The sequence below is a fragment of the Rhizobium sp. 1399 genome (assembly GCF_031455475.1).
In the GTDB taxonomy this organism is placed as follows: domain Bacteria; phylum Pseudomonadota; class Alphaproteobacteria; order Rhizobiales; family Rhizobiaceae; genus Rhizobium.
On record NZ_JAVDSU010000003.1, the window covers coordinates 503,282 to 521,172 of the forward strand.

Annotated in this window: 19 protein-coding genes; 10 read left to right on the forward strand and 9 right to left on the reverse strand. The window is 58.1% G+C overall.

Annotated features, from left to right (window positions below):
- Positions 1-89 precede the first annotated feature (89 nt).
- The 3 genes from J2X71_RS13700 (at position 90) to J2X71_RS13710 (ending at position 4,208) form a co-directional block, all read left to right on the forward strand.
- Complete coding sequence (locus J2X71_RS13700; protein WP_029868552.1) at positions 90-548, forward strand: hypothetical protein; 459 nt, start codon at positions 90-92, stop codon at positions 546-548.
- 519 nt (positions 549-1,067) lie between these two features.
- Positions 1,068-3,173, forward strand: coding sequence for a calcium-binding protein (locus J2X71_RS13705; RefSeq protein ID WP_310382610.1), 2,106 nt, complete (start codon positions 1,068-1,070; stop codon positions 3,171-3,173).
- Positions 3,174-3,767: 594 nt separating this feature from the next.
- Positions 3,768-4,208: a hypothetical protein gene (locus J2X71_RS13710; RefSeq protein ID WP_310382611.1), complete on the forward strand. Its 441-nt coding sequence runs from the start codon at positions 3,768-3,770 to the stop codon at positions 4,206-4,208.
- An 84-nt stretch (positions 4,209-4,292) separates the two neighbouring features.
- On the opposite strand, the gene J2X71_RS13715 is transcribed toward J2X71_RS13710, so the two are convergent.
- The 3 genes from J2X71_RS13715 to J2X71_RS13725 all read right to left on the reverse strand — a co-directional run bounded on the left by J2X71_RS13715 (position 4,293) and on the right by J2X71_RS13725 (position 5,728).
- Positions 4,293-5,048, reverse strand: coding sequence for an SDR family oxidoreductase (locus tag J2X71_RS13715; RefSeq protein WP_029868556.1), 756 nt, complete (start codon positions 5,046-5,048; stop codon positions 4,293-4,295).
- Between the two features lie 132 nt (positions 5,049-5,180).
- On the reverse strand, positions 5,181-5,429 hold the full coding sequence (locus J2X71_RS13720) for a hypothetical protein (RefSeq protein ID WP_310382612.1): 249 nt from the start codon (positions 5,427-5,429) through the stop codon (positions 5,181-5,183).
- Positions 5,430-5,569: 140 nt separating this feature from the next.
- A complete protein-coding gene (locus tag J2X71_RS13725) occupies positions 5,570-5,728 on the reverse strand; it encodes a hypothetical protein (RefSeq protein WP_310382613.1) in 159 nt (52 codons plus the stop codon).
- 239 nt (positions 5,729-5,967) lie between these two features.
- On the opposite strand from J2X71_RS13725, the gene J2X71_RS13730 reads away from it, so the two are divergent.
- Both J2X71_RS13730 and J2X71_RS13735 read left to right on the forward strand, forming a co-directional pair.
- Entirely contained in the window at positions 5,968-6,606 is a 639-nt protein-coding gene (locus J2X71_RS13730) for a response regulator transcription factor (RefSeq protein ID WP_029868558.1), read from the forward strand.
- A gap of 419 nt (positions 6,607-7,025) precedes the next feature.
- Positions 7,026-7,787, forward strand: coding sequence for an SDR family oxidoreductase (locus J2X71_RS13735; RefSeq protein ID WP_113323293.1), 762 nt, complete (start codon positions 7,026-7,028; stop codon positions 7,785-7,787).
- A 155-nt stretch (positions 7,788-7,942) separates the two neighbouring features.
- On the opposite strand, the gene J2X71_RS13740 is transcribed toward J2X71_RS13735, so the two are convergent.
- Entirely contained in the window at positions 7,943-8,779 is an 837-nt protein-coding gene (locus J2X71_RS13740; RefSeq protein ID WP_310382735.1) for an alpha/beta hydrolase, read from the reverse strand.
- A 505-nt stretch (positions 8,780-9,284) separates the two neighbouring features.
- On the opposite strand from J2X71_RS13740, the gene J2X71_RS13745 reads away from it, so the two are divergent.
- On the forward strand, positions 9,285-10,007 hold the full coding sequence (locus J2X71_RS13745; protein WP_310382614.1) for a response regulator: 723 nt from the start codon (positions 9,285-9,287) through the stop codon (positions 10,005-10,007).
- A gap of 24 nt (positions 10,008-10,031) precedes the next feature.
- Here the strand turns inward: J2X71_RS13745 and J2X71_RS13750 are convergent, their stop codons facing one another.
- Together J2X71_RS13750 and J2X71_RS13755 are read right to left on the reverse strand one after the other, a co-directional pair.
- The gene (locus J2X71_RS13750; protein ID WP_310382615.1) at positions 10,032-11,213 is read right to left on the reverse strand and encodes an adenylate/guanylate cyclase domain-containing protein; all 1,182 of its coding nucleotides are present in this window, start codon (positions 11,211-11,213) and stop codon (positions 10,032-10,034) included.
- A 142-nt stretch (positions 11,214-11,355) separates the two neighbouring features.
- Positions 11,356-11,664, reverse strand: a complete 309-nt coding sequence (locus J2X71_RS13755) for a response regulator (protein WP_310382736.1) — start codon at positions 11,662-11,664, stop codon at positions 11,356-11,358.
- On the opposite strand from J2X71_RS13755, the gene J2X71_RS13760 reads away from it, so the two are divergent.
- The 4 genes from J2X71_RS13760 to J2X71_RS13775 all read left to right on the forward strand — a co-directional run bounded on the left by J2X71_RS13760 (position 11,578) and on the right by J2X71_RS13775 (position 15,651).
- Positions 11,578-11,769 carry a hypothetical protein gene (locus tag J2X71_RS13760; protein ID WP_310382743.1) on the forward strand — a complete coding sequence of 64 codons (192 nt, stop codon included), beginning with the start codon at positions 11,578-11,580 and terminating at the stop codon, positions 11,767-11,769. The two genes, J2X71_RS13755 and J2X71_RS13760, sit on opposite strands and share 87 nt — an antisense overlap.
- Before the next feature lie 745 nt (positions 11,770-12,514).
- Entirely contained in the window at positions 12,515-13,999 is a 1,485-nt protein-coding gene (locus J2X71_RS13765; RefSeq protein WP_310382616.1) for a mechanosensitive ion channel family protein, read from the forward strand.
- A gap of 68 nt (positions 14,000-14,067) precedes the next feature.
- Complete coding sequence (locus J2X71_RS13770) at positions 14,068-14,964, forward strand: LysR family transcriptional regulator (protein ID WP_310382617.1); 897 nt, start codon at positions 14,068-14,070, stop codon at positions 14,962-14,964.
- 207 nt (positions 14,965-15,171) lie between these two features.
- Positions 15,172-15,651 (forward strand): carboxymuconolactone decarboxylase family protein, encoded by a 480-nt coding sequence (locus J2X71_RS13775; RefSeq protein ID WP_310382618.1) that lies wholly within the window; start codon positions 15,172-15,174, stop codon positions 15,649-15,651.
- A 77-nt stretch (positions 15,652-15,728) separates the two neighbouring features.
- On the opposite strand, the gene J2X71_RS13780 is transcribed toward J2X71_RS13775, so the two are convergent.
- The 3 genes from J2X71_RS13780 to J2X71_RS13790 form a co-directional block, all read right to left on the reverse strand.
- Positions 15,729-16,010 carry a GNAT family N-acetyltransferase gene (locus J2X71_RS13780; RefSeq protein WP_310382619.1) on the reverse strand — a complete coding sequence of 94 codons (282 nt, stop codon included), beginning with the start codon at positions 16,008-16,010 and terminating at the stop codon, positions 15,729-15,731.
- Between the two features lie 124 nt (positions 16,011-16,134).
- Entirely contained in the window at positions 16,135-16,821 is a 687-nt protein-coding gene (locus tag J2X71_RS13785; RefSeq protein WP_310382737.1) for an MgtC/SapB family protein, read from the reverse strand.
- 91 nt (positions 16,822-16,912) lie between these two features.
- Positions 16,913-17,845 (reverse strand): LysR substrate-binding domain-containing protein, encoded by a 933-nt coding sequence (locus J2X71_RS13790; protein WP_310382620.1) that lies wholly within the window; start codon positions 17,843-17,845, stop codon positions 16,913-16,915.
- Positions 17,846-17,891: the final 46 nt, after the last annotated feature.

Below are 17,891 nucleotides of genomic sequence, written 5' to 3' on the forward strand. Positions count from 1 at the left end.
AATCGATTGAATGCTGCCTGACCGAGTGGTTTAACTCAAGTTCGTGGACCGCTGCATCAAGTCCTGATGTGGTGGCCGGACACCTTGCGATGACGGGACGAGATGCGCATATTCAACTGAACAACGTCATGTGGAGCTTGATCCACGAGCTGCGAATCTCTGTTCTCTTCCCGCTGATCGTTTTATTGGCCATATGGAACCGGCGGGTCACAATCGTCGCGCTGGCATCTCTTTGGCTTGTCGGTGAGGCCGCGGGTTGTTTCACCCAAGAGGGAAGCATCCTGGCGTCGATCCTCGACACTGCGGGATACATTCTCTTCTTTGCCACAGGCGCAATCTGCTTCTACCATCGGCAGACGCTCGCAGCGACCGCCGGAAAACTGCCGCTCTGGGCCACTGCCATTGCGGCGCTTGTTTTGATGGCGATCCCGGCAGGTGCTCCAGCGTCCGAGCTCTTTTATGGACTGGCCTCCGTTGCATTGATTGGTGCAGCAATCGGGCATGAAAAGGCCCAATCGTTTTTGCCTCCTCTCCTCATTTGTGGTTAGGCACCATTTCGTACAGCCTCTATCTCTTTCATCTCTCCATAATCCTGTTCGCTCTTCGCCATTGGTACGGGGCCGTCGACAGCCGATTGCTCGTAGCCGGGATCATTGCTGCAAGCCTGTTGGCCGCTCAACTCGCTTCCTGGCTGATTGAGAAGCCATCGGACCAACTTGGACGGGTCCTTTCCCGCAGGCAGAAACCGGCCTGAAACACGGCTAGCGTCATAGGACAACGCCCTTTTCTCTCTCTTCGGCCGAAATCCGGAGCCACCGCAAAAGGAGTCGGCAGCCACCATGCGAGGCATGGTTGTGTCACGTCGCTCTTAACATTCTTCAGATCGCCATAATTCCGAGATCATATCGCGTCAATTGCGAGATAGTACGATAAGCTGTGCCAGAATCGGTATATTCGAAGTATCGAAAATATTGCGATATCTTCTGGATAATAACTCGGGTGGCCTGCCGGCCGTTTCTGTTTAGGATGCGCAGCAGAATCGGCGGAACGCTTTTGGAGGCGCACGGATGCCAACGGTCACCGGAACGGATGGAAACGATACGTTGATCGGCGGCAAGGCCGCCGAGGTGATCATCGGCCTTGCCGGCGACGATGTTATCTACGGCAATGATGGCAACGACATCATCGATGGCGGCGCCGGCTCCGACCAGCTCTATGGCGGCGCGGGTGACGACACGATCAAGTCATGGCGCCATGAAGGGCCGGATTATATAGACGGCGGCGCCGGCATCGATACGCTGGCGCTGAAGCGCAGCTACGAATATGTCGTCGAGCACATCGATATTTCCACGGCCGAGAAGATAGCCACGCCCCAGGATCTCGGCGAAGGAACTGTAATCGTCAACATGGAGCGCCTGAACATCACCGGCGGATACATGGGCGACCATTTCGTCGGTGGCGCGCTGGGCGACGAGATCCACGGCTGGAACGGCGACGATACGCTCGAAGGCAATGGCGGCGACGACTACATCGACGGCGGCGCCGGCAATGACGTGCTGATCGGCGGATCGGGCCACAACACGCTGATTGGTTACAGCGGCGACGACAAGTTCGTCTCCGGTCCGGACGCGGTCGACATCATCGACGGCGGAACGGGCAACGATTATCTCGTCCTGGATCGCCGCGCCGTGTCCGCGGATCTCACGCTCGATCTGTCGCTTCCGGCGGCCACCGTCCAGGCGCTGGGCGACGGCACGACAATTAGCGGCATCGAGCAGATCGAATTTTATGGCGGTAGCGGCGCCGATACCGTCACGGGCGGCAGCAACAACGATACCTTCAGGGGCGCCGGCGGCAATGACAGGTTCGATGGCGGGGCAGGCCTCGATATGGCCGATTACGTCGGCCCCTTCGCCGATTATGCGATCGACCGGGTGCTCGGCACGGTCGCAAGCACGGCCGAAGGCACCGATACGCTCGTTCGTGTCGAGAAGCTGCATTTCCTTGACGGCATCTACGATTGGGAAACCGGCGTTTTCAAGCCGTTCAACAGCACTCCCGTATTGACGGCAGGTGAGCCCAGTAACGGTCTAATCGAAGCCGGCCACAACGGCCCCGGGCTCAGTACCGCCAGCCTGCAGCTGACGGCATCCGATCCCGATGCAGGCGATACCATCTCCTACGTCACCGACGGCTGGACCAGTCTCGGCAGCGGACAATGGAGCCTTTCTGGCGTTTACGGCACGGCAACCCTGAACACGGCGACCGGACAGGTGGCCTACCTGCTGGACAACAACCGTGCGGCAACCCAGGCGCTGGCGGAAGGCGCTGCGGCACAGGACAAGTTCGACCTGACGATCAGGGACAGCCATGGGGCGAACGCCACGCAGAGCATAGAATTCTCGATCGTCGGAGCGGACGACAATATCGTCGGCGCGACGATCCACGGGACCGACGGCAACGATATCATCACGCCGGGCACAACCGTCGCCGGCCAGCCGCTCGTCACTGCCAACGACGACACGATCTACGGCGCAGGCGGTAGCGACTATATCGATGGCGACGCCGGCGCCGACAAGATGATCGGCGCAAGCGGCAACGATACCTACTTCATCGACAATGCCGGCGACCGCGCCGTTGAAACGGCCGATGGTGGCACCGACACGATCCAGGCCACCATCAGCGTCGATCTCCACGACCATGCCTTTGTCGAAAACCTGCGTCTAAAGGAAGGCGCCGGCGCTATCGGCGGCACCGGCAACGATCTCGCCAACCTCATCACCGGCAACGCCTCGGCCAATGTGATTGCCGGCGGCGCCGGTATCGACAGCCTATATGGCAAGGGCGGCGCTGACACTTTCTATTTCAACGAAATGGGCGCGGCAAACAAGGATTCCATCTGGGATTTCGACGCCGACGACAAGATCAAGCTCGGCTCCGCCTTCGCTGGCCTCGACAGCAATCATGACGGCATTCTGGACACGGACGCCTTCATGATCGCCTCCAAATACGGCGCCACGGCCACCGCCGATCACGCGCAACTGATCTACAATGCGGCGATCGGCAACCTTTCCTACGACGCGGATGGCGCCGGTGGCCAGGCAGCGCAGGACATCGTCTTCATCGGCGCCAACAAGGCCTTCTTCGACCACGGGGATATCGTTCTGGTGTGAGAACCTGGAGGGCGGAGTTGCTCGGCCTTCGACCTCTCATCCGCTGCCGCCGCCCGATCGGATATTTCTGGGGCGCGAGTTGTCCTCACCCGTCGCTGCCCGGGCGCAAGTGTGACGGCTAGAAGCGAAGTAGGAAGTGGAGACGGATGCCGATCCGACACCATAAGTCCTTCTCGCCGGGGTCATGGCATCCGCAGCGGGCAAGCGGAAGTGGGGCAGCCGGAAAGTGCACTCGAACGTGCAGATTGCGACTGACTGAAGAAAGCCGCTGTTCAGGTGCAAAATTCACCTACATAGCCCTATGAGATCGCTGATTACCTTTTGATGAGCTTTGTTGCGCCGCTCCCCATTGCGCTTGCGCTGATTTTCGTGGTCGTTGTCCAGGAATGAGCAGTCGACCCGCGGTCGACTGGAACGACAGGCGACAGGATCGGGCGTCCAGGCCATGAAGGTCGGTGCCAGCGACTTTCTGCCAGCCGCTCTGGCATTCCAGCGGCTCTTCAACACGCTATCGCGGCTCCCAAACCTTGGTTTGGGAAGTAAGCCCTAGCCTTGGATGTTAATTTTGAGGCTCGCTTATCCAAGGAGGTTGCGATGCAGGTCACGAAATTCATTGTCTACGTGATGGTCGGTTTCAACATATTGCTGGCCGGCTGGCTGGCCCTTTACATGCTCTACGATCCCGAAAGCTGGTATTATTTTGTCCCGGGCGTCACGGATACGGGGATGTACAACCAGCATTTCATTCGCGATATCGGCATCATCCAGGGCTTCATCGCGCTTGCATTCGCCTTTGGCGCCTGGAAGCCGAGCCGGCGGGTCGAGCTGTGGGCCGGCGCGACGCTCTGGCTGATCGCGCATGCCACCTTCCATCTTTGGGAAGTCGCTGTCGGCATCTGCTCCTCGTCGGTGATCCTGAGGGACTTCCCGGCGGTGAGCCTGCCCGCGATCTTCGGGATACTCGCGACGCTCTGGGCAATTCAACAGGCCATTGCCTCACCGAGGCGGGAGGCAGTTGCAGGAATTCGCGTGTAAGGCGGATGCTTCAGCCAAAGGAGAAAGGAGGCGCTTCTGCGCCTCCTTTTTGTTTCCAGCCGCAGATATGCAGAAGCATTGCCGCTAGGCGGCCATCATCGATCGGGAAAGCCAGTCGTGGAATGTCACGGTCCCGACAAGAGCACCAGCTCCGGGAAGGAGCGTGGTTTTCGCAAGCTCCACGCCGAAGAATGGCGCTTCGGGATCGATCGCGATCGAGCGCGGATCTTCGCTTGCCGTCAAAATTTCTCGCGCCAATTGGTCCAGCTGTACGGATTCAGGGCCGGCGATTTCAACGATGTCATTGCGGGGTGCATCGATCATGATCCTGGATATCAAAGTTGACGCTTCATCCGCTGCGATCGGCCTCACCAGAGAGGGCGACAGCCGGAAACCATTGCCGTCGGCTGCCAAATCGATGATGCCGTTGAAGAATTCGAAAAACTGTGCGGATCGCACGATGGTATAGGGCAGCCCTGAAGCCCTTATGAGATTTTCCTGCACCATCTTTGCGCGGAAGTAGTCGTTTTCCACCAGCCTGTCCGTCGCGACGACGGACAGGGCAAGATAGTGCCCGACGCCGGCATCCTTCGCTGCTGCCAGCAGGTTCTTTCCCGCCTGCTTGAAGAAGCCGAGCGCGTTTGAATCGCCGAATGAGCCGGAATTGGTGACATCGATCACCACGTGCGCGTCGGCAAGCGCCGCCGTCAGCCCTTCGCCGGTATAGGCATCGACGCCGGTGCTGGTCGACACTCCACTGACGGTTTGACCCGCCCGTTCCAGTTCGCGAACGATCTTGGATCCCATCATCCCGCTCGCACCAACAACCGTAATTTTCATCTCACGCCTCCGGGGAGATTGTCTGCCATGCCGAAAGGATAGCTGTTTCCGGGGACGGATCGATAAAACGAAGTTTTGGGTTGACCCGAAGCAGGGGCAGCCTGCGTTCGCTCACAGCTCCTGTCCCAGGGACTAATGCCCGTGAGAGTTCTCAAGCTCGACGACCCGGATTTCATTGGCGCGTGCAATCGCCGCGTCAAGCTGCTCACGTTCTTTCTTCAGGAAACGAAGCCAGTCCTCAATGGCCTCAAACCGAGTCGGAAAACCGCCGGACACCGCTTCGCCCTTGGCAAATTTCTCCAGCGTAAAATCCCAGTTCGCTTCACGAACGATCGCATATTCTGCGCCATCGTTCTGCTCGGTAGGTTTCATGTCTGCCACGGGCTCCTTCCTAGATATTCTCTCAGGTGAAAAGGCTGGACTTTCAGCGGGATAGGGTCAACGCAAACCAAGGTTTGGCAAACCAATGTTAGGGATGCCAGGCGCTGCATCGACCAGTATCTGAGCATCCGTGAGCCGTGTTAACCGGGCACGATGGAGATGATGAACGCAGGGGTTTTTCCGGTTTCTTCCTGCGGCCAACGAAATGGCAGCCGAGCGTCCAACCCATCCGGCTTACGTCGTCGAGCAGGCAGGACCGGCAGCGTTTGCTGCCGGTCCTGTTCGGTTTTGACGACCATGGAGACCTCGGAACAAATGGTCGGGCGATGGTAAACCAAGGTGTACCGTCCGCCGGCGCGTATCCTATGGTATCGATTGGCGTCTCATTGAGCAGGCAGGCACCATCCAGGCCGGCGCTTTGGTCTTTCTTGATCTAGCTGCTGGCATGGTTTGGTGACCGAGTGCCGACAAAGGGTAGAACAGAGGGATACAGGCGCGTTTAGGCCCGGGATCTCTCAGATACCAAAGAGGTAATTCGATGCAAAACGCCCAGGTAAAGACGGACAAGAGCGCCGAGCCGGTCGTTTATGTCATCGATGATGATGCCGAGATACGCAGCGCCCTCGTGGATCTCTTCACGGTCACGAACAAGCGCGCATCAGCCTTTCCAAACGGCCTTGAATTTCTCAAATGGGCTGATGTAAACGCGCCCGGCTGTGTCGTCGTCGACATGCGAATGCCAGGGGGGTCGGGCCTCGACCTTCAAAGCCAGCTTCTGGCGCTCGGCAGCAAGTTGCCGCTCATTTTCCTCACAGCCCACGCGGATGTTCCAACGAGCGTCAGGGCGATGAAAGCAGGCGCGACCGATTTCATCACAAAACCGTTCATCAACCAGGTTCTCCTCGACGCTGTCGATCACGCCATCAGGATAGACGATGAACGCCGCAAGTCGAATGAAGAGTTGAAACGCGTCCAAGCGCTTGCCGATAGCCTGACACCGAGGGAGCAGGAGGTCATGCATGCCGTGGCGAGCGGTTTGATGAACAAGCAGGTCGCCTATCAGCTCGGTATCAGCGAAATGACGGTCAAGCTTCACCGTATGAGCCTCATGCGCAAGATGCAGTGCCGCTCCCTGGCGGATCTGGTGCGCAAGGTCGAGCAGCTTCAGCGGGGCTGAATGCCTTCACCGCCCCGCGCTCCGAAGCAATCGGCCATTCGAGCGAAAGCTCGACCCTTTGCAGAATCCCCGAGGCCGCTTGGCCGGCATTTCCTCCTGAATTTCTGGTCAATCGCATGGGCTGCTGGCAGATCCCCAACGTATGTTTGGGTATGCGTCAGACCACAATCGCTTAGGTTTGGATCCTGGTCGCTGATCCAAGGCAGCCAACTATCCCAGTAGAATCCAGGACCGAGGCGATGACGCAACCTATTCATTCTACGGAGAAATCGCCTGAGCTTCTCAAGGTGCTCATGGGTTTTGTGGCTGCTGACGCAGCGCCCTGTCCGGACAAAGCTGGTCTGAACTAACAACCGCCCGCCTCGTTTGCGCGGCGGAGCGTTCTTTCAACTCTTTGGTACAGCAAAAAGGAGCAGATTATGAAAATCGTTGTTATCGGCGGAACCGGTTTGATCGGTTCGAAGCTCGTCAAGCGCCTCCAGGCCAAGGGCCACGAGACTATTGCCGCCTCTCCCGCATCCGGCGTCAATACGATCACCGGCGAGGGGCTTGCGGATGTTCTGAAGGGAGCGCAGGTCGTGGTCGACCTCTCCAACTCTCCGTCTTTCGAAGACAAGGCAGTGATGGAATTCTTCCAGACTGCGGGTCACAACATCGCGTCCGCTGAAGCGGCTGCCGGTGTGAAGCACCATGTCGCTCTGTCCGTTGTCGGCACGGAACGCCTTCCGGAGAGCGGATACATGCGCGCTAAGCTTGCCCAGGAAAAGATCATCAAGGAATCTGGGATTCCTTATTCCCTGGTTCACTCGACGCAGTTTTTCGAATTCATGTTCGGTATCGCTCAATCCGGTGTGCAGGGTGACAAGGTTCACCTTTCGCCGGCCATGATGCAGCCGATCTTCTCGGATGATGTTGCCGACGCGCTCGTCGATGTCGTTCTCGGCAACCCGCTGAACGCCACCGTCGAAATTGCCGGTCCGGAACCGATCAAGATTGCCGATGCCGTCACCCGTTATATGCGCCAGATCGGCGACAAGCGTGAGGTCGTCGCCGATGACCAGACCCGCTATTTCGGCGCTTTGCTGAAGCAGGACTCCCTTATGCCCGGTAGCCAGGTGCGGATCGGTAAGACCCGGTACTCCGAGTGGGTCAAGACGGCTACGCCGCCTCCGGGGCACTGATCGGGCATCAAAATCGCATGGAAATAGTCAAAGCCCCGAAAGGGGCTTTGACCGTTTTGGTGAGTGCATTGCCGACCAACCGTCTTTGGATGGGCAGAATTGAAGCTCATCGCCATGCAGTCTGAAAGGGGGCGCCTCGACGGCGCCCCAAATCACTAGGCCTTGAAGAAGCTCAGCAGATCCGCGTTGACGACGTCGGCATGCGTCGTCGCCATGCCGTGCGGCAGACCCTTGTACATCTTCAGCGTGGCATTCTTCAGCAGTTTTGCGGAAAGCGGCGCGGAATCGGCAATCGGGACAATCTGGTCATCGTCGCCGTGCATAACGAGGGTCGGGACCTCGATCGACTTGAGGTCTTCGGTAAAATCCGTTTCCGAAAATGCCTTGATACCGTCGTAATGGGCCTTGGCACCGCCGGCCATGCCCTGACGCCACCAATTCTGGACAATTGCCTGCGAGACCTGGGCGCCCGGACGATTGAAGCCATAGAACGGGCCGCTGGCCAGGTCGATGTAGAACTGCGACCTGTTTGCCGCGAGCGCTGCGCGCAGGCCATCAAAGACTTCGATCGGAAGGCCGCCCGGATTGGCCGGCGTCTTGACCATGATCGGTGGGACGGCGCCGATGAGGACGAGCTTGGCGACCCGACCCTTGCCGTGACGCGCGACATAATGGGTTGCCTCGCCACCGCCGGTCGAATGGCCGACATGGATCGCGTTGTGGAGGTCAAGGTGCTGGACGACGGCCGCGGCGTCGGCGGCATAATGGTCCATGTCGTGACCGTCGCTGACCTGGCTGGAGCGGCCGTGTCCACGGCGGTCATGCGCAATGACGCGATAACCCTTGCCGAGGAAGAAAAGCATCTGGTTATCCCAGTCGTCGGCGCTGAGCGGCCAGCCATGGTGGAAGACGATCGGCTGAGCGTCCTTCGGACCCCAGTCCTTGTAGAAGATCTGGACGCCGTCTTTCGTGGTGACGTATTCATTGCTCATGGCATGTTCTTCCTTCGATTTCTTCGGCTCGTCGGCCATTGCAGGTGGAGAAAATTTCAATGTTGCGGCAGCGACCGCAAGTGTAATCGCTCCCGTCATCGTATCTCGGCGCGTTGGCCGGAAATGTTGCGGGTCCATATAAGTCTCCTTATTCCAAGATGCTCGATAGGCGTCGCGAAATGTTTGTTTTGGGAGGAGTATTTCCGCCGAGTGACGCCCGATGACGCTATCCTTTATATGGCCTGTGAGAAGCTATACTTCCGTTTCATTCACGGCCGTCCGTGCGCCTGAATATCAGGCTTGAGCGTCAAGGGATTTGAAGGCGGCGTTTCAGCAGCACCGTAAACCTGCAGATTTTCCGGTGAAACCTAAACGGACGTTTGATCGTCCGGCAGGCGCTCTTCGACTATGAACGGAGAGGGGCGCCATCAACGACAAACTCATCGCAAGCCATTGTTATATCTGGCTGAGCTTTGCCCCGTGGCGGTGCCAGACGGAGAAGCCCATGCAGCATATCCTCGTTGTCGATGACGATCACTCTGCGCGCAGCCTCATCAGTGATTTTCTCATGCAGCAGGCGTTTCGCGTTACTGCCGTCAGCAGCGGCGATGAACTGCGGGACATGCTCTCGACGAATATGGTCGATGCATTTGTCATCGATCTGAATCTCAAGGGAGAGGACGCCCTGAAGATTGTGCAGCAGCTGGCGACACTCTCGACGGCGCCCATCATCATCACCAGTGCCGACCGCGTCGAGGAAACCGACAAGGTGCTGGGATTCGAACTTGGCGCAAGCGATTACATCGTCAAGCCTTTCGGTCTGCGAGAATTCCTGGCACGGCTGAAGGCGGCCATGCGCGTGAGGCCCGCGCCCGAGGCCGGCCGGGAGCGTCGGACCTATATGTTCGGCGACTGGACGCTCGCCATGCGCCAGCGGGCGCTTACACGGCCGGAATTCGGCGAGACGAAGCTGACCGCCGCCGAATTCAATCTCCTGGTCGCATTCCTGAACGCGCCGAAACAGGTCCTGTCCCGCGAAAAGTTGCTTGCGGCGAGCCGTGTCCATTCGGAGGAGGTCTTCGATCGAAGCATCGATGCGCTGGTTCTGCGCCTGCGACGCAAGCTGGAAACGGAACCGTCAAACCCGAGACTCATCAGGACGGCACGCGGGACCGGCTATATTATGGATTGCAGCGTGACGGTGGATGAGCGTCCGAGGCTCAAGTGATAAACGAAACTTAGCCATCTGATGTCAGAGCCCGATCGATGGAAGGCGAAGCGCATGAACTTCGACCGGCTGTTCGAAGCCTCGGAGGTTATAGGCACCCAGGCATTCCGTCTGATCCGCGCAGCCCGCGATCCGCACGAAGTCTGCTGATATCAGGACAGGGCGCTGCAGTTCCTTCGTCAGAGCTTCAAGACGGGAGGCAATGTTCACGGCGGGGCCGATCACGGTAAAATCCAGTCTCTTCTTGGAGCCGATATTGCCATACATCACCTCTCCGAGATGAATGCCCGTGCCGTAGCGGACCTCATGTCCGAGAGCTGTTCCCTGGAGCCCTTTGATCGCCTCTTGCGCCTCGGAAACGGCCTGCAGGAGATCGGTACAGGCGTCGGCCTGCTCAAGGGGAAAGACGGCCAGCAATCCATCCCCCATGAACTTGAGGATTTCGCCGCCATGCCTTTCGATCGGATCGGCGATGGCATCGAAATACTGGTTCAGGATGGAAATAACCTCATCGCGTGGCCGACGATCGGAGAGCTTCGTGAAGCTTCTGAGATCGCAGATCATGATCGCTGCATTTATCGACATGCCGCTTCCGCGTGTCGTTGCGCCGTCCAGAATCTGTTCCCCGGCGTGAGGGCCGACATAGGTTTGCAGCAGCGTCAGCGCCAGCTGGTTCTTGAGGCGAATTTCGCTGACCAGTGAAAACAGCGGAAGGATTTCTCGAAAGAACGCTATTTCCTCGCCCGTGAATCCGCCGGGCTCGCTCGTCGAAAACGTCGCGAGGTGTCTCTTGCCCTGGGTATGGTCAAGAGGCCAGGCGAGGTAATCGGTATGGCCTTCCTCCCTCAATTCTTCGAAGACAGGAAATTGATGCGGCCCGTGGATCTGAAGCCGCTGCCGGATTTCCACGCCGCTTTTGATGACGACACGAAACGGACTTCTGAGAAAGGCGTCGGTCGCCTCGACATCGTAGCCAATCGTCGTGATATCCGCTTGCCTGTGATCCTTGACCCAGACCACGCGCGTTCCGAGCCACTGGGGATGATGAACACGAAGATGGAGACTGGCGCGGCTGAGGGCGACGCCACAAGCAACAAGACGGTCACAGAGTTGCAGAAATATGGGCTCGATCTGCAGCTCGTCTCTCACGCCTGATATCAGCCAGTTCACGAGGGTATGGCGGTTGGCGCTGTCAAGCTTATGCATTTTGCTCCTCGTTCATCACCAGCGCCCCTGCCTGGGCTGAAGCTCGAAGCCCTGATGTTGCTGCCGCGCAGATGGTGAGCATAGTGACGAATGGTTTCGCAGTCCTGAGCGAAATTAATTTGGATATATGCCGTGGCCGGGATCAACGCTTTGCAGCAGAGGCTACGAATTCCATCAGGTCTTTGGAGCTCAGCGGTTTTTCCAGAAACGCAGCTGCGCCCGATGATCTTGCGGCTGCTTCCGTGCGGTTGTCGGCAAAAGAGGTCATTATGCAAACCGGCGGACCGCCATCCCGGACCACGGCTGAGAGCAGGTCAAGGCCGCTGGTTCCGGGCATTCTCACGTCCGCCAATATGCAATTCACATGATGCATGTCGCCGGAATTGAGGAAGGCGTCCGCGGACGCATAGGTCCGGCTTTCAATGCCGGTCGCTTCAAACAGATCCTTCAGCGATTCCAACAGAAACTGATCGTCGTCAATGATTGCGATCGTCGTTTTTTGCCCGGATTGCATAAGACCTCTGACAACATTGAGCCGGTTCATCCGGCATTTTGAGGATATTGGTACACCCTATAAATTGCTGGCATCAGTGGAACAGATGGTCTTTCAAGATGGTATGGATCTGCTCGCCGGACCCCCGACATCGTTGATGCCAATGGAAGCCTTAGCGACTATCTGTTTCCCCATGAGGCAGCCCTCAGCCTGCATCCTATGGTAATAGATATTGGTCGCCTTTCAACTAAACAGAAGTTTGTCTCCGGCCAGAGATTCGCTCCAGCTGGCTCAATCAAAGGTTCTTGGAAGCGCAATTTGAAAATCCGCGACGATGTCAGCCAGGTTTTCAACCGTAGTAGTATCGACAAATATTGCTTGGCCGATCGGTGGCGATGGCCCGATGGATTCGCACGTTAAGGCTGTCGAACAATGGATGGCAGGTTTGGTGTCAAGCCCACTCTTGTTTTAGTAGTCGGGCAGGCTGGCGAGTGGCTAAACTAGGGGTCGTGCACTTATTGCCAAAGGCCCGATCATGCTTCGCCTTTATGACAGTCGATTTCCTGGAAGCGCGTGGAAAATCCGTATTCTACTCAATCGCCTGGAATTGCCGCTCGAACTCAGAAGCCTCGATCTCGACGCGGGCGAAACCAGGACGCCGCCGGCAGGCTTTCCGAGAACTCGGCGTCGGGCATAGCCCGACCGGACCGAGCTTAAAAGCTATCTCTTTCCGCCTGGCCGGTCGTTAAATTCCAAGCGACGACGGGTGGGGGTGTTTCCTTGCAATTTTTGTCGATGAGAAGAGCGGATGCCGCAGGAAATCGTTTCGTTCGTCGTCTTGCTGAATGCCCTGGGCATAGCGGGCATCGTCGTATGGCATCTGCAGGGCCGTTCCCGGCCAAATGCGCGCCTGATCGTGCAGATCGCCTTCTTTGCCGCGATGACGATCGTTCTCCTGCTGGCAGGGATTGTTCCGTTCCGCTTTGACCCGCCGCATCTGGAAAGCATGAGCGCACTTTTTGTCTCTGCCAAGATCCTCTGGTGGGTTCATCTCTCCTGGGCCGTCATCGGCTTCCTGCGCATCTACATCGTGCTGGATGGCAGGCCGCGAGAAGCAAGGCTCATTCAGGACCTTTTGATCGCGGTGGTTTATCTCGGTGTCGCCCTGTCGGTCATGGCTTTCGTCTTCGGGGTTCCGATCGGAACGTTGCTCGCGACGTCAGGCGTCATCGCCGTCATCCTCGGTCTTGCCTTGCAGAATACGCTGGGAGACGTGTTCTCGGGGATCGCTCTGACGCTCGGACGTCCCTATGTCATCGGCGATTGGATTTTGCTCAGCGATGGCACGGAAGGACGGATCGTTGCCAGCAACTGGCGCTCGACGCATCTGCTGACGGCCGCCCACAATATCGTCGTCTTGCCGAACAGCGTGCTCGCCAAACTTGGGCTGACCAATATCAGCCAACCGGATGAAAACCACCTGATTACGCTGTCGATCCGAATTGTTCCGACACGCATGCCGCACATCATCCTCGGCGTCATGCAGACGGTGCTGGATAGCTGCAATTCCATCATCAAGGACCCGCCGCCGGCGGTTTCGCTTGTCGGCATCGATGCCAGCGCGGTTTATATCGAACTCTATTTTCAAGTCACCAGTCCGCTGCGGCGAGGCCTCGCCCGCAGTGAAGTCATCGATCTTGTGTACCGCCACTGCAAGTCCAGCGGACTTCAGCTTGCGATGCCGCTCAGCAAGGTCATCACCGCAGACGAGCCCGTCGCACAGAATGCACCGGTCTCCAGCGCTGGCCCGGCGCAAAGTCTCATCGAAGCGATCCCCGTTTTCTCTGTACTGACAGCCGACGAGATAACGACGCTTGCGGCATCTGCGGCCAAGCGCACTTTTGCTCCCGGTGACGAGATCGCGAAAGAAGGAGACTCTCTTGCCAGCCTGATGATCATCCGGGCAGGCATCGTTTCGATGCTAAGAGACGGCAGTGAGACGGCGCGCCTGGCGCCTGGCGATTTTTTTGGCGAAGGGGGCTTTCTTGCCGGGATTGGCGAGAGCCATGCGCTTCAGGCGGTAACACGGGTGACCGTCTATGAAATCGGCAAGGAGGCTTTTGCACCGCTCCTGTACGAGCGTCCCGAACTCGCAGAAGACCTTGCGGCAAATCTCGCCTATCGGGAGGCATTGAGCGAGAATATCGGCAATCACGCCATGCAGCATGACCGCAGGCGATCCTATCTGCTGCAAGCCATCCGATCCGTATTCCGCAACCATGCACATGGGTGACCATTGCGGCGCCGCAGCCGATATCCGGGCGTTGCTGCTTATCTGCAGGTCGAATTCGTGGAGGCGAGATGGGCAATTTGCTGGGCGAAACCGCGGGGCTGATAGCTTTTGTCCGAACCGTGGAAACGGGATCCTTCAGTGCTGCGGCGCGCAGCCTGCAGACAACGCCCTCGGGCGTATCGAAAAGCGTTTCCCGGTTGGAAAACCTGCTGGGGGTGAAGCTTTTTCGTCGTTCGACACGTATCCTGACGCTGACGCCTGACGGAGAAACCTTCTTCGGAAATATTGCGCCACTTCTCCGGCAGATCGAGGAAACTTCGGATGTCTTTCAGGCGGATCGCGGCGCGACCGGCCATTTGCGCGTAAGCCTGCCGAGCGAGCTTGCGAGGCTGCTCATGCCGCCTATCTTCACGCGTTTCCTGCCGCAGCATCCCGGCATAACGCTCGATCTCGGGACGACGGATCGCCACGTCGACCTGATTCGCGAAAACTACGATATCGCCTTTCGCGTCGGCAAGGTCGCGGGAAGCGACCTGATGATGCGAACGCTGGTGCATCTGGAAATGGCTCTGGTTGCGTCTCCTGCCTTTGTCGAAACGTGGGGACGGGTGAGCTCGCTGGAGAGGCTGCGCGAAATTCCTTTCGCGAGATATGCGATCGACGGCCACCCATATCCCATTCACTTTGCCGATGGCGCTACGATGAAACCGACGGGCCAGGTGGACCTCGACACGGCGACGGCGATGCGAATTGCGGCATTGAGTGGGGCAGGTGTTGCTTATCTGATGAAATGCATCGTTCAGGAGGAACTGGATCGAGGGGAACTGATCCAGCTTCTGCCCGACCTTGAGCTGGAGACGATGCCGTTCCAGGCTGTCCACGCTTTCGGTCGAATGCCGACCTACCGGCTGCGCCTCTTTTCGGATTTCATCGAGACCGAGATACGGAAGCATGCATCGCCATAAGCAAGCTCGCGAGACCGCCACAGGTGCGGCAGTCCCGCCCGAAATCTCGGTCAGCCACCGCGACTGACAAGGCCGCCTGAGCTCATCCCCCAACCGATGGTTAGCTACCGTTTTTCCGTGCGCTTGCTACTCATTTTGTGACCGCATGCAGGCGCTTGCCTCGGCGGTCGGCTCCCCAAATCAGTAATTTTGAAGGACGAGGATGACATGATGCAAAGACTGAATTACGCCCAACTTTCGCCGGAACTCGTTAAAAAGCTGACCGCCTTTACCATGGAACTGAAAGAGAGCTCCATCGAGCAGACGATAAAGGATTTGGTCGAAATCCGCGCGTCCCAGATCAATGGCTGCAGCTTCTGCGTGGACATGCATTCCAAGGAAGCAAAGATCCACGGCGAACGCGAACTCCGTCTCTATCACGTCGCCGCCTGGCGTGAATCGACGCTGTTCAGCCCGCGCGAGCGTGCAGCGCTTGCCTGGACCGAAGCGGTTACCAAGCTCTCCGACACCGGGGTTCCTGACGAACTCTATGAGAAGGTCCGCGGCCAGCTTTCCGAGAAGGAAGTTTCCGATCTGACCTTCCAGGTCATGGCCATCAACGCATGGAACCGGATCAGCGTTGCGGTCAAGGCCGTGCCGGGCTCGGCCGATAAGCTTTACGGTCTGGACAGGGCTGGGCTGGAATAAAGCGATCGGCCAATATCGCGGTCGTATGGGAATGCGGCCGCGAGGGATTGAGCCCGTGTAACTGCTGCCGGCGTCTATCAGCCAGTGATCAGATCATTGTGTTCCGGGTGCTTTGCGGCGTAGCGCGCCATGAACTCGCATTGTGGGACGACCTTCTGGCCGTTTTCTCTGATCAGCGCGAAAACCCCATCAGCAAGCTTCGTTCCGATTCCGGCGCCAGAATATTCGAACGGAACTTCGGTGTGGGTAAGGACGATCTTATCGCCTTCCATCCTATAGTAGGCCATGGCCATTGCATCAGTGTTGATTGGCAGCTCATAGCGCTGCATCCGGCTGTTGTTCTGAACAAGAAGCGGCAAGGTCATTCTCCGTTCTATGGTGGCGTCAGCCTTCCGTCATCTCCCAGTTTCGTCAACACAAACGATCGTTTGGCTAGTCATCGTGCTTCCAAACACCTCACATGCCCCACGTGAAGCCGATGCTCTATGTTAGAGTGGTGCGATGCTCAAAGCGCGTAACGCGGAAATTCTGTTCCAGCGATGCAGCAATGTGATCCGCGCCTGGAACGCCGCGAACGGATTTCCACCTGATATCGTAGATTAGCTCGCGATGTCCGTCGTCGAAATCCCTGAGCCCCGTGAAGCTTGCTTCGGAGAGTGCAGGCGTTGCCGCCGTCACATCTGGAATCCCCGCCCCGCCTTCCAGTTTGATCGCGACGGTGCCTTTCTGCTCGCCTGAAATCCAGCGGTCCACATGCTTGAGTGGAGAGAGGATCAGCACCGCCAGAATGGTCACGATGGCGCCGACCGCGATCTGCCCGCCGCCAAAACACAGGCCGATTGCCGTTATCAGCCATAAAGTCGCAGCGGTGGTGACGCCAGTTGCGATGTCGCCGCGCCGCAGGATCGCGCCTCCGCCGATGAAGCCCACGCCGGTAAGGATGCCGAGCGGGAAGCGCAGGATATCCATCGAACCGTTTACGCTTTGGCTCGTCGCCAGGAGGATATTCGCCTGGATCATCGAAAGGCAGGCGGCGAGCCCAACGAGGATGGTCGTGCGCAATCCCGCGGGATGTCCGCCTCGCTCCCTGTCGAGGCCGATGAATGCGCCGGCGATGACCGTTGCTGCCAGACGGAGCGCAATGTCCGTCCAGTTCGGCGCCATGGGCATCAGTTCGATCAGATCCAACTCAGCCGCTCCCCTGTTATTAGTGCAGGAAGCTAGTGCGCGACCGGCGGACCGGCCAGTGGGACAGCTAAAATCACCCTTCGATACCGGGTCGTGTGGGATCGGCGTGTTGATGCAGGCTTGCGGCCGAGTGGCGGATAACCTCCGAAATCTGCAGCAATTGTTTAACCAGAGGCGTCGAATTGCGCCAGATGATGCCGATCGTTCTTAAGGGCTGGGGTCTGCGGAACCGGGAGATGGAAACATCTGCCGAGCGCGTCTCCACCGGCACCGCCATTTCCGGGATCAGGGTGACACCGATGCCGGCGCTGACCATTTGCACCAGCGTCGAAAGCGAGCTGCCCTCCATGATTTCCCGTGGGCGCGTCGATTGTATGCCACAGAAGGACAGGGCCTGATCACGAAAGCAGTGGCCTTCTTCCAAAAGAAGCAAGCGCATTTCGCGCAAGGCTTCGGGTTCCGGCACGGGCTTGCCTTCGTCCTCGCGATGCCGGACCAGCAGGAACTCCTCTTCAAACAGCTTGATCTCGGTTAACGACGGTTCCGATACGGGCAATGCGACGACCGCCAGGTCCAGTTCGCCCTGCGCCACTTCATGCACCAGTCTCGCCGTCAGCGTCTCGCGCACCTGTATTTCAATATTGTCGAAGCTCCTGTTCAGATCGCTGATAATTGCCGGCAGCAGATAGGGGGCTATGGTCGGAATGATCCCGATTCTGAGCCGTGTCAGCAGCCTGTCCTGTGACGCGCGGGCGAGATCTCCAAGTTCGTCAACGGCACGCAGAATATCGCGAACCCTGAGCCCAAAGAGTTGTCCGAAGGCGGTCAGCCTGACCTCCCGTGCACCGCGTTCGAAAAGATTCCCGCCCAACTCCTCTTCAAGCTCCTTGATCTGCATGGACAAAGCGGGCTGGGAAATCGCGCAGGCATCGGCCGCATGCCGGAACCGGCCATGACGTGCCAGGGCTTCAAAGTAACGAAGCTGTTTCAGTGTAACATTGGTCATAAGGTGAACTTATCGCGCTCATCAGTAAATCCAACTTAAAATTATC

Bases quoted from the DNA above. Each gene is read 5' to 3' on its own strand.
- J2X71_RS13775 (WP_310382618.1), top strand. From the start codon at position 15,172: ATGATGCAAAGACTGAATTACGCCCAACTTTCGCCGGAACTCGTTAAA.
- J2X71_RS13790 (WP_310382620.1), bottom strand. From the start codon at position 17,845: ATGACCAATGTTACACTGAAACAGCTTCGTTACTTTGAAGCCCTGGCA.
- J2X71_RS13745 (WP_310382614.1), top strand. From the start codon at position 9,285: ATGCAGCATATCCTCGTTGTCGATGACGATCACTCTGCGCGCAGCCTC.
- J2X71_RS13730 (WP_029868558.1), top strand. From the start codon at position 5,968: ATGCAAAACGCCCAGGTAAAGACGGACAAGAGCGCCGAGCCGGTCGTT.
- J2X71_RS13710 (WP_310382611.1), top strand. From the start codon at position 3,768: ATGCAGGTCACGAAATTCATTGTCTACGTGATGGTCGGTTTCAACATA.
- J2X71_RS13705 (WP_310382610.1), top strand. From the start codon at position 1,068: ATGCCAACGGTCACCGGAACGGATGGAAACGATACGTTGATCGGCGGC.
- J2X71_RS13770 (WP_310382617.1), top strand. From the start codon at position 14,068: ATGGGCAATTTGCTGGGCGAAACCGCGGGGCTGATAGCTTTTGTCCGA.
- J2X71_RS13735 (WP_113323293.1), top strand. From the start codon at position 7,026: ATGAAAATCGTTGTTATCGGCGGAACCGGTTTGATCGGTTCGAAGCTC.
- J2X71_RS13785 (WP_310382737.1), bottom strand. From the start codon at position 16,821: ATGCCCATGGCGCCGAACTGGACGGACATTGCGCTCCGTCTGGCAGCA.
- J2X71_RS13725 (WP_310382613.1), bottom strand. From the start codon at position 5,728: ATGGTCGTCAAAACCGAACAGGACCGGCAGCAAACGCTGCCGGTCCTG.
- J2X71_RS13715 (WP_029868556.1), bottom strand. From the start codon at position 5,048: ATGAAAATTACGGTTGTTGGTGCGAGCGGGATGATGGGATCCAAGATC.
- J2X71_RS13740 (WP_310382735.1), bottom strand. From the start codon at position 8,779: ATGAGCAATGAATACGTCACCACGAAAGACGGCGTCCAGATCTTCTAC.
- J2X71_RS13750 (WP_310382615.1), bottom strand. From the start codon at position 11,213: ATGCATAAGCTTGACAGCGCCAACCGCCATACCCTCGTGAACTGGCTG.
- J2X71_RS13765 (WP_310382616.1), top strand. From the start codon at position 12,515: ATGCCGCAGGAAATCGTTTCGTTCGTCGTCTTGCTGAATGCCCTGGGC.
- J2X71_RS13700 (WP_029868552.1), top strand. From the start codon at position 90: ATGACGGGACGAGATGCGCATATTCAACTGAACAACGTCATGTGGAGC.
- J2X71_RS13760 (WP_310382743.1), top strand. From the start codon at position 11,578: ATGATGCATGTCGCCGGAATTGAGGAAGGCGTCCGCGGACGCATAGGT.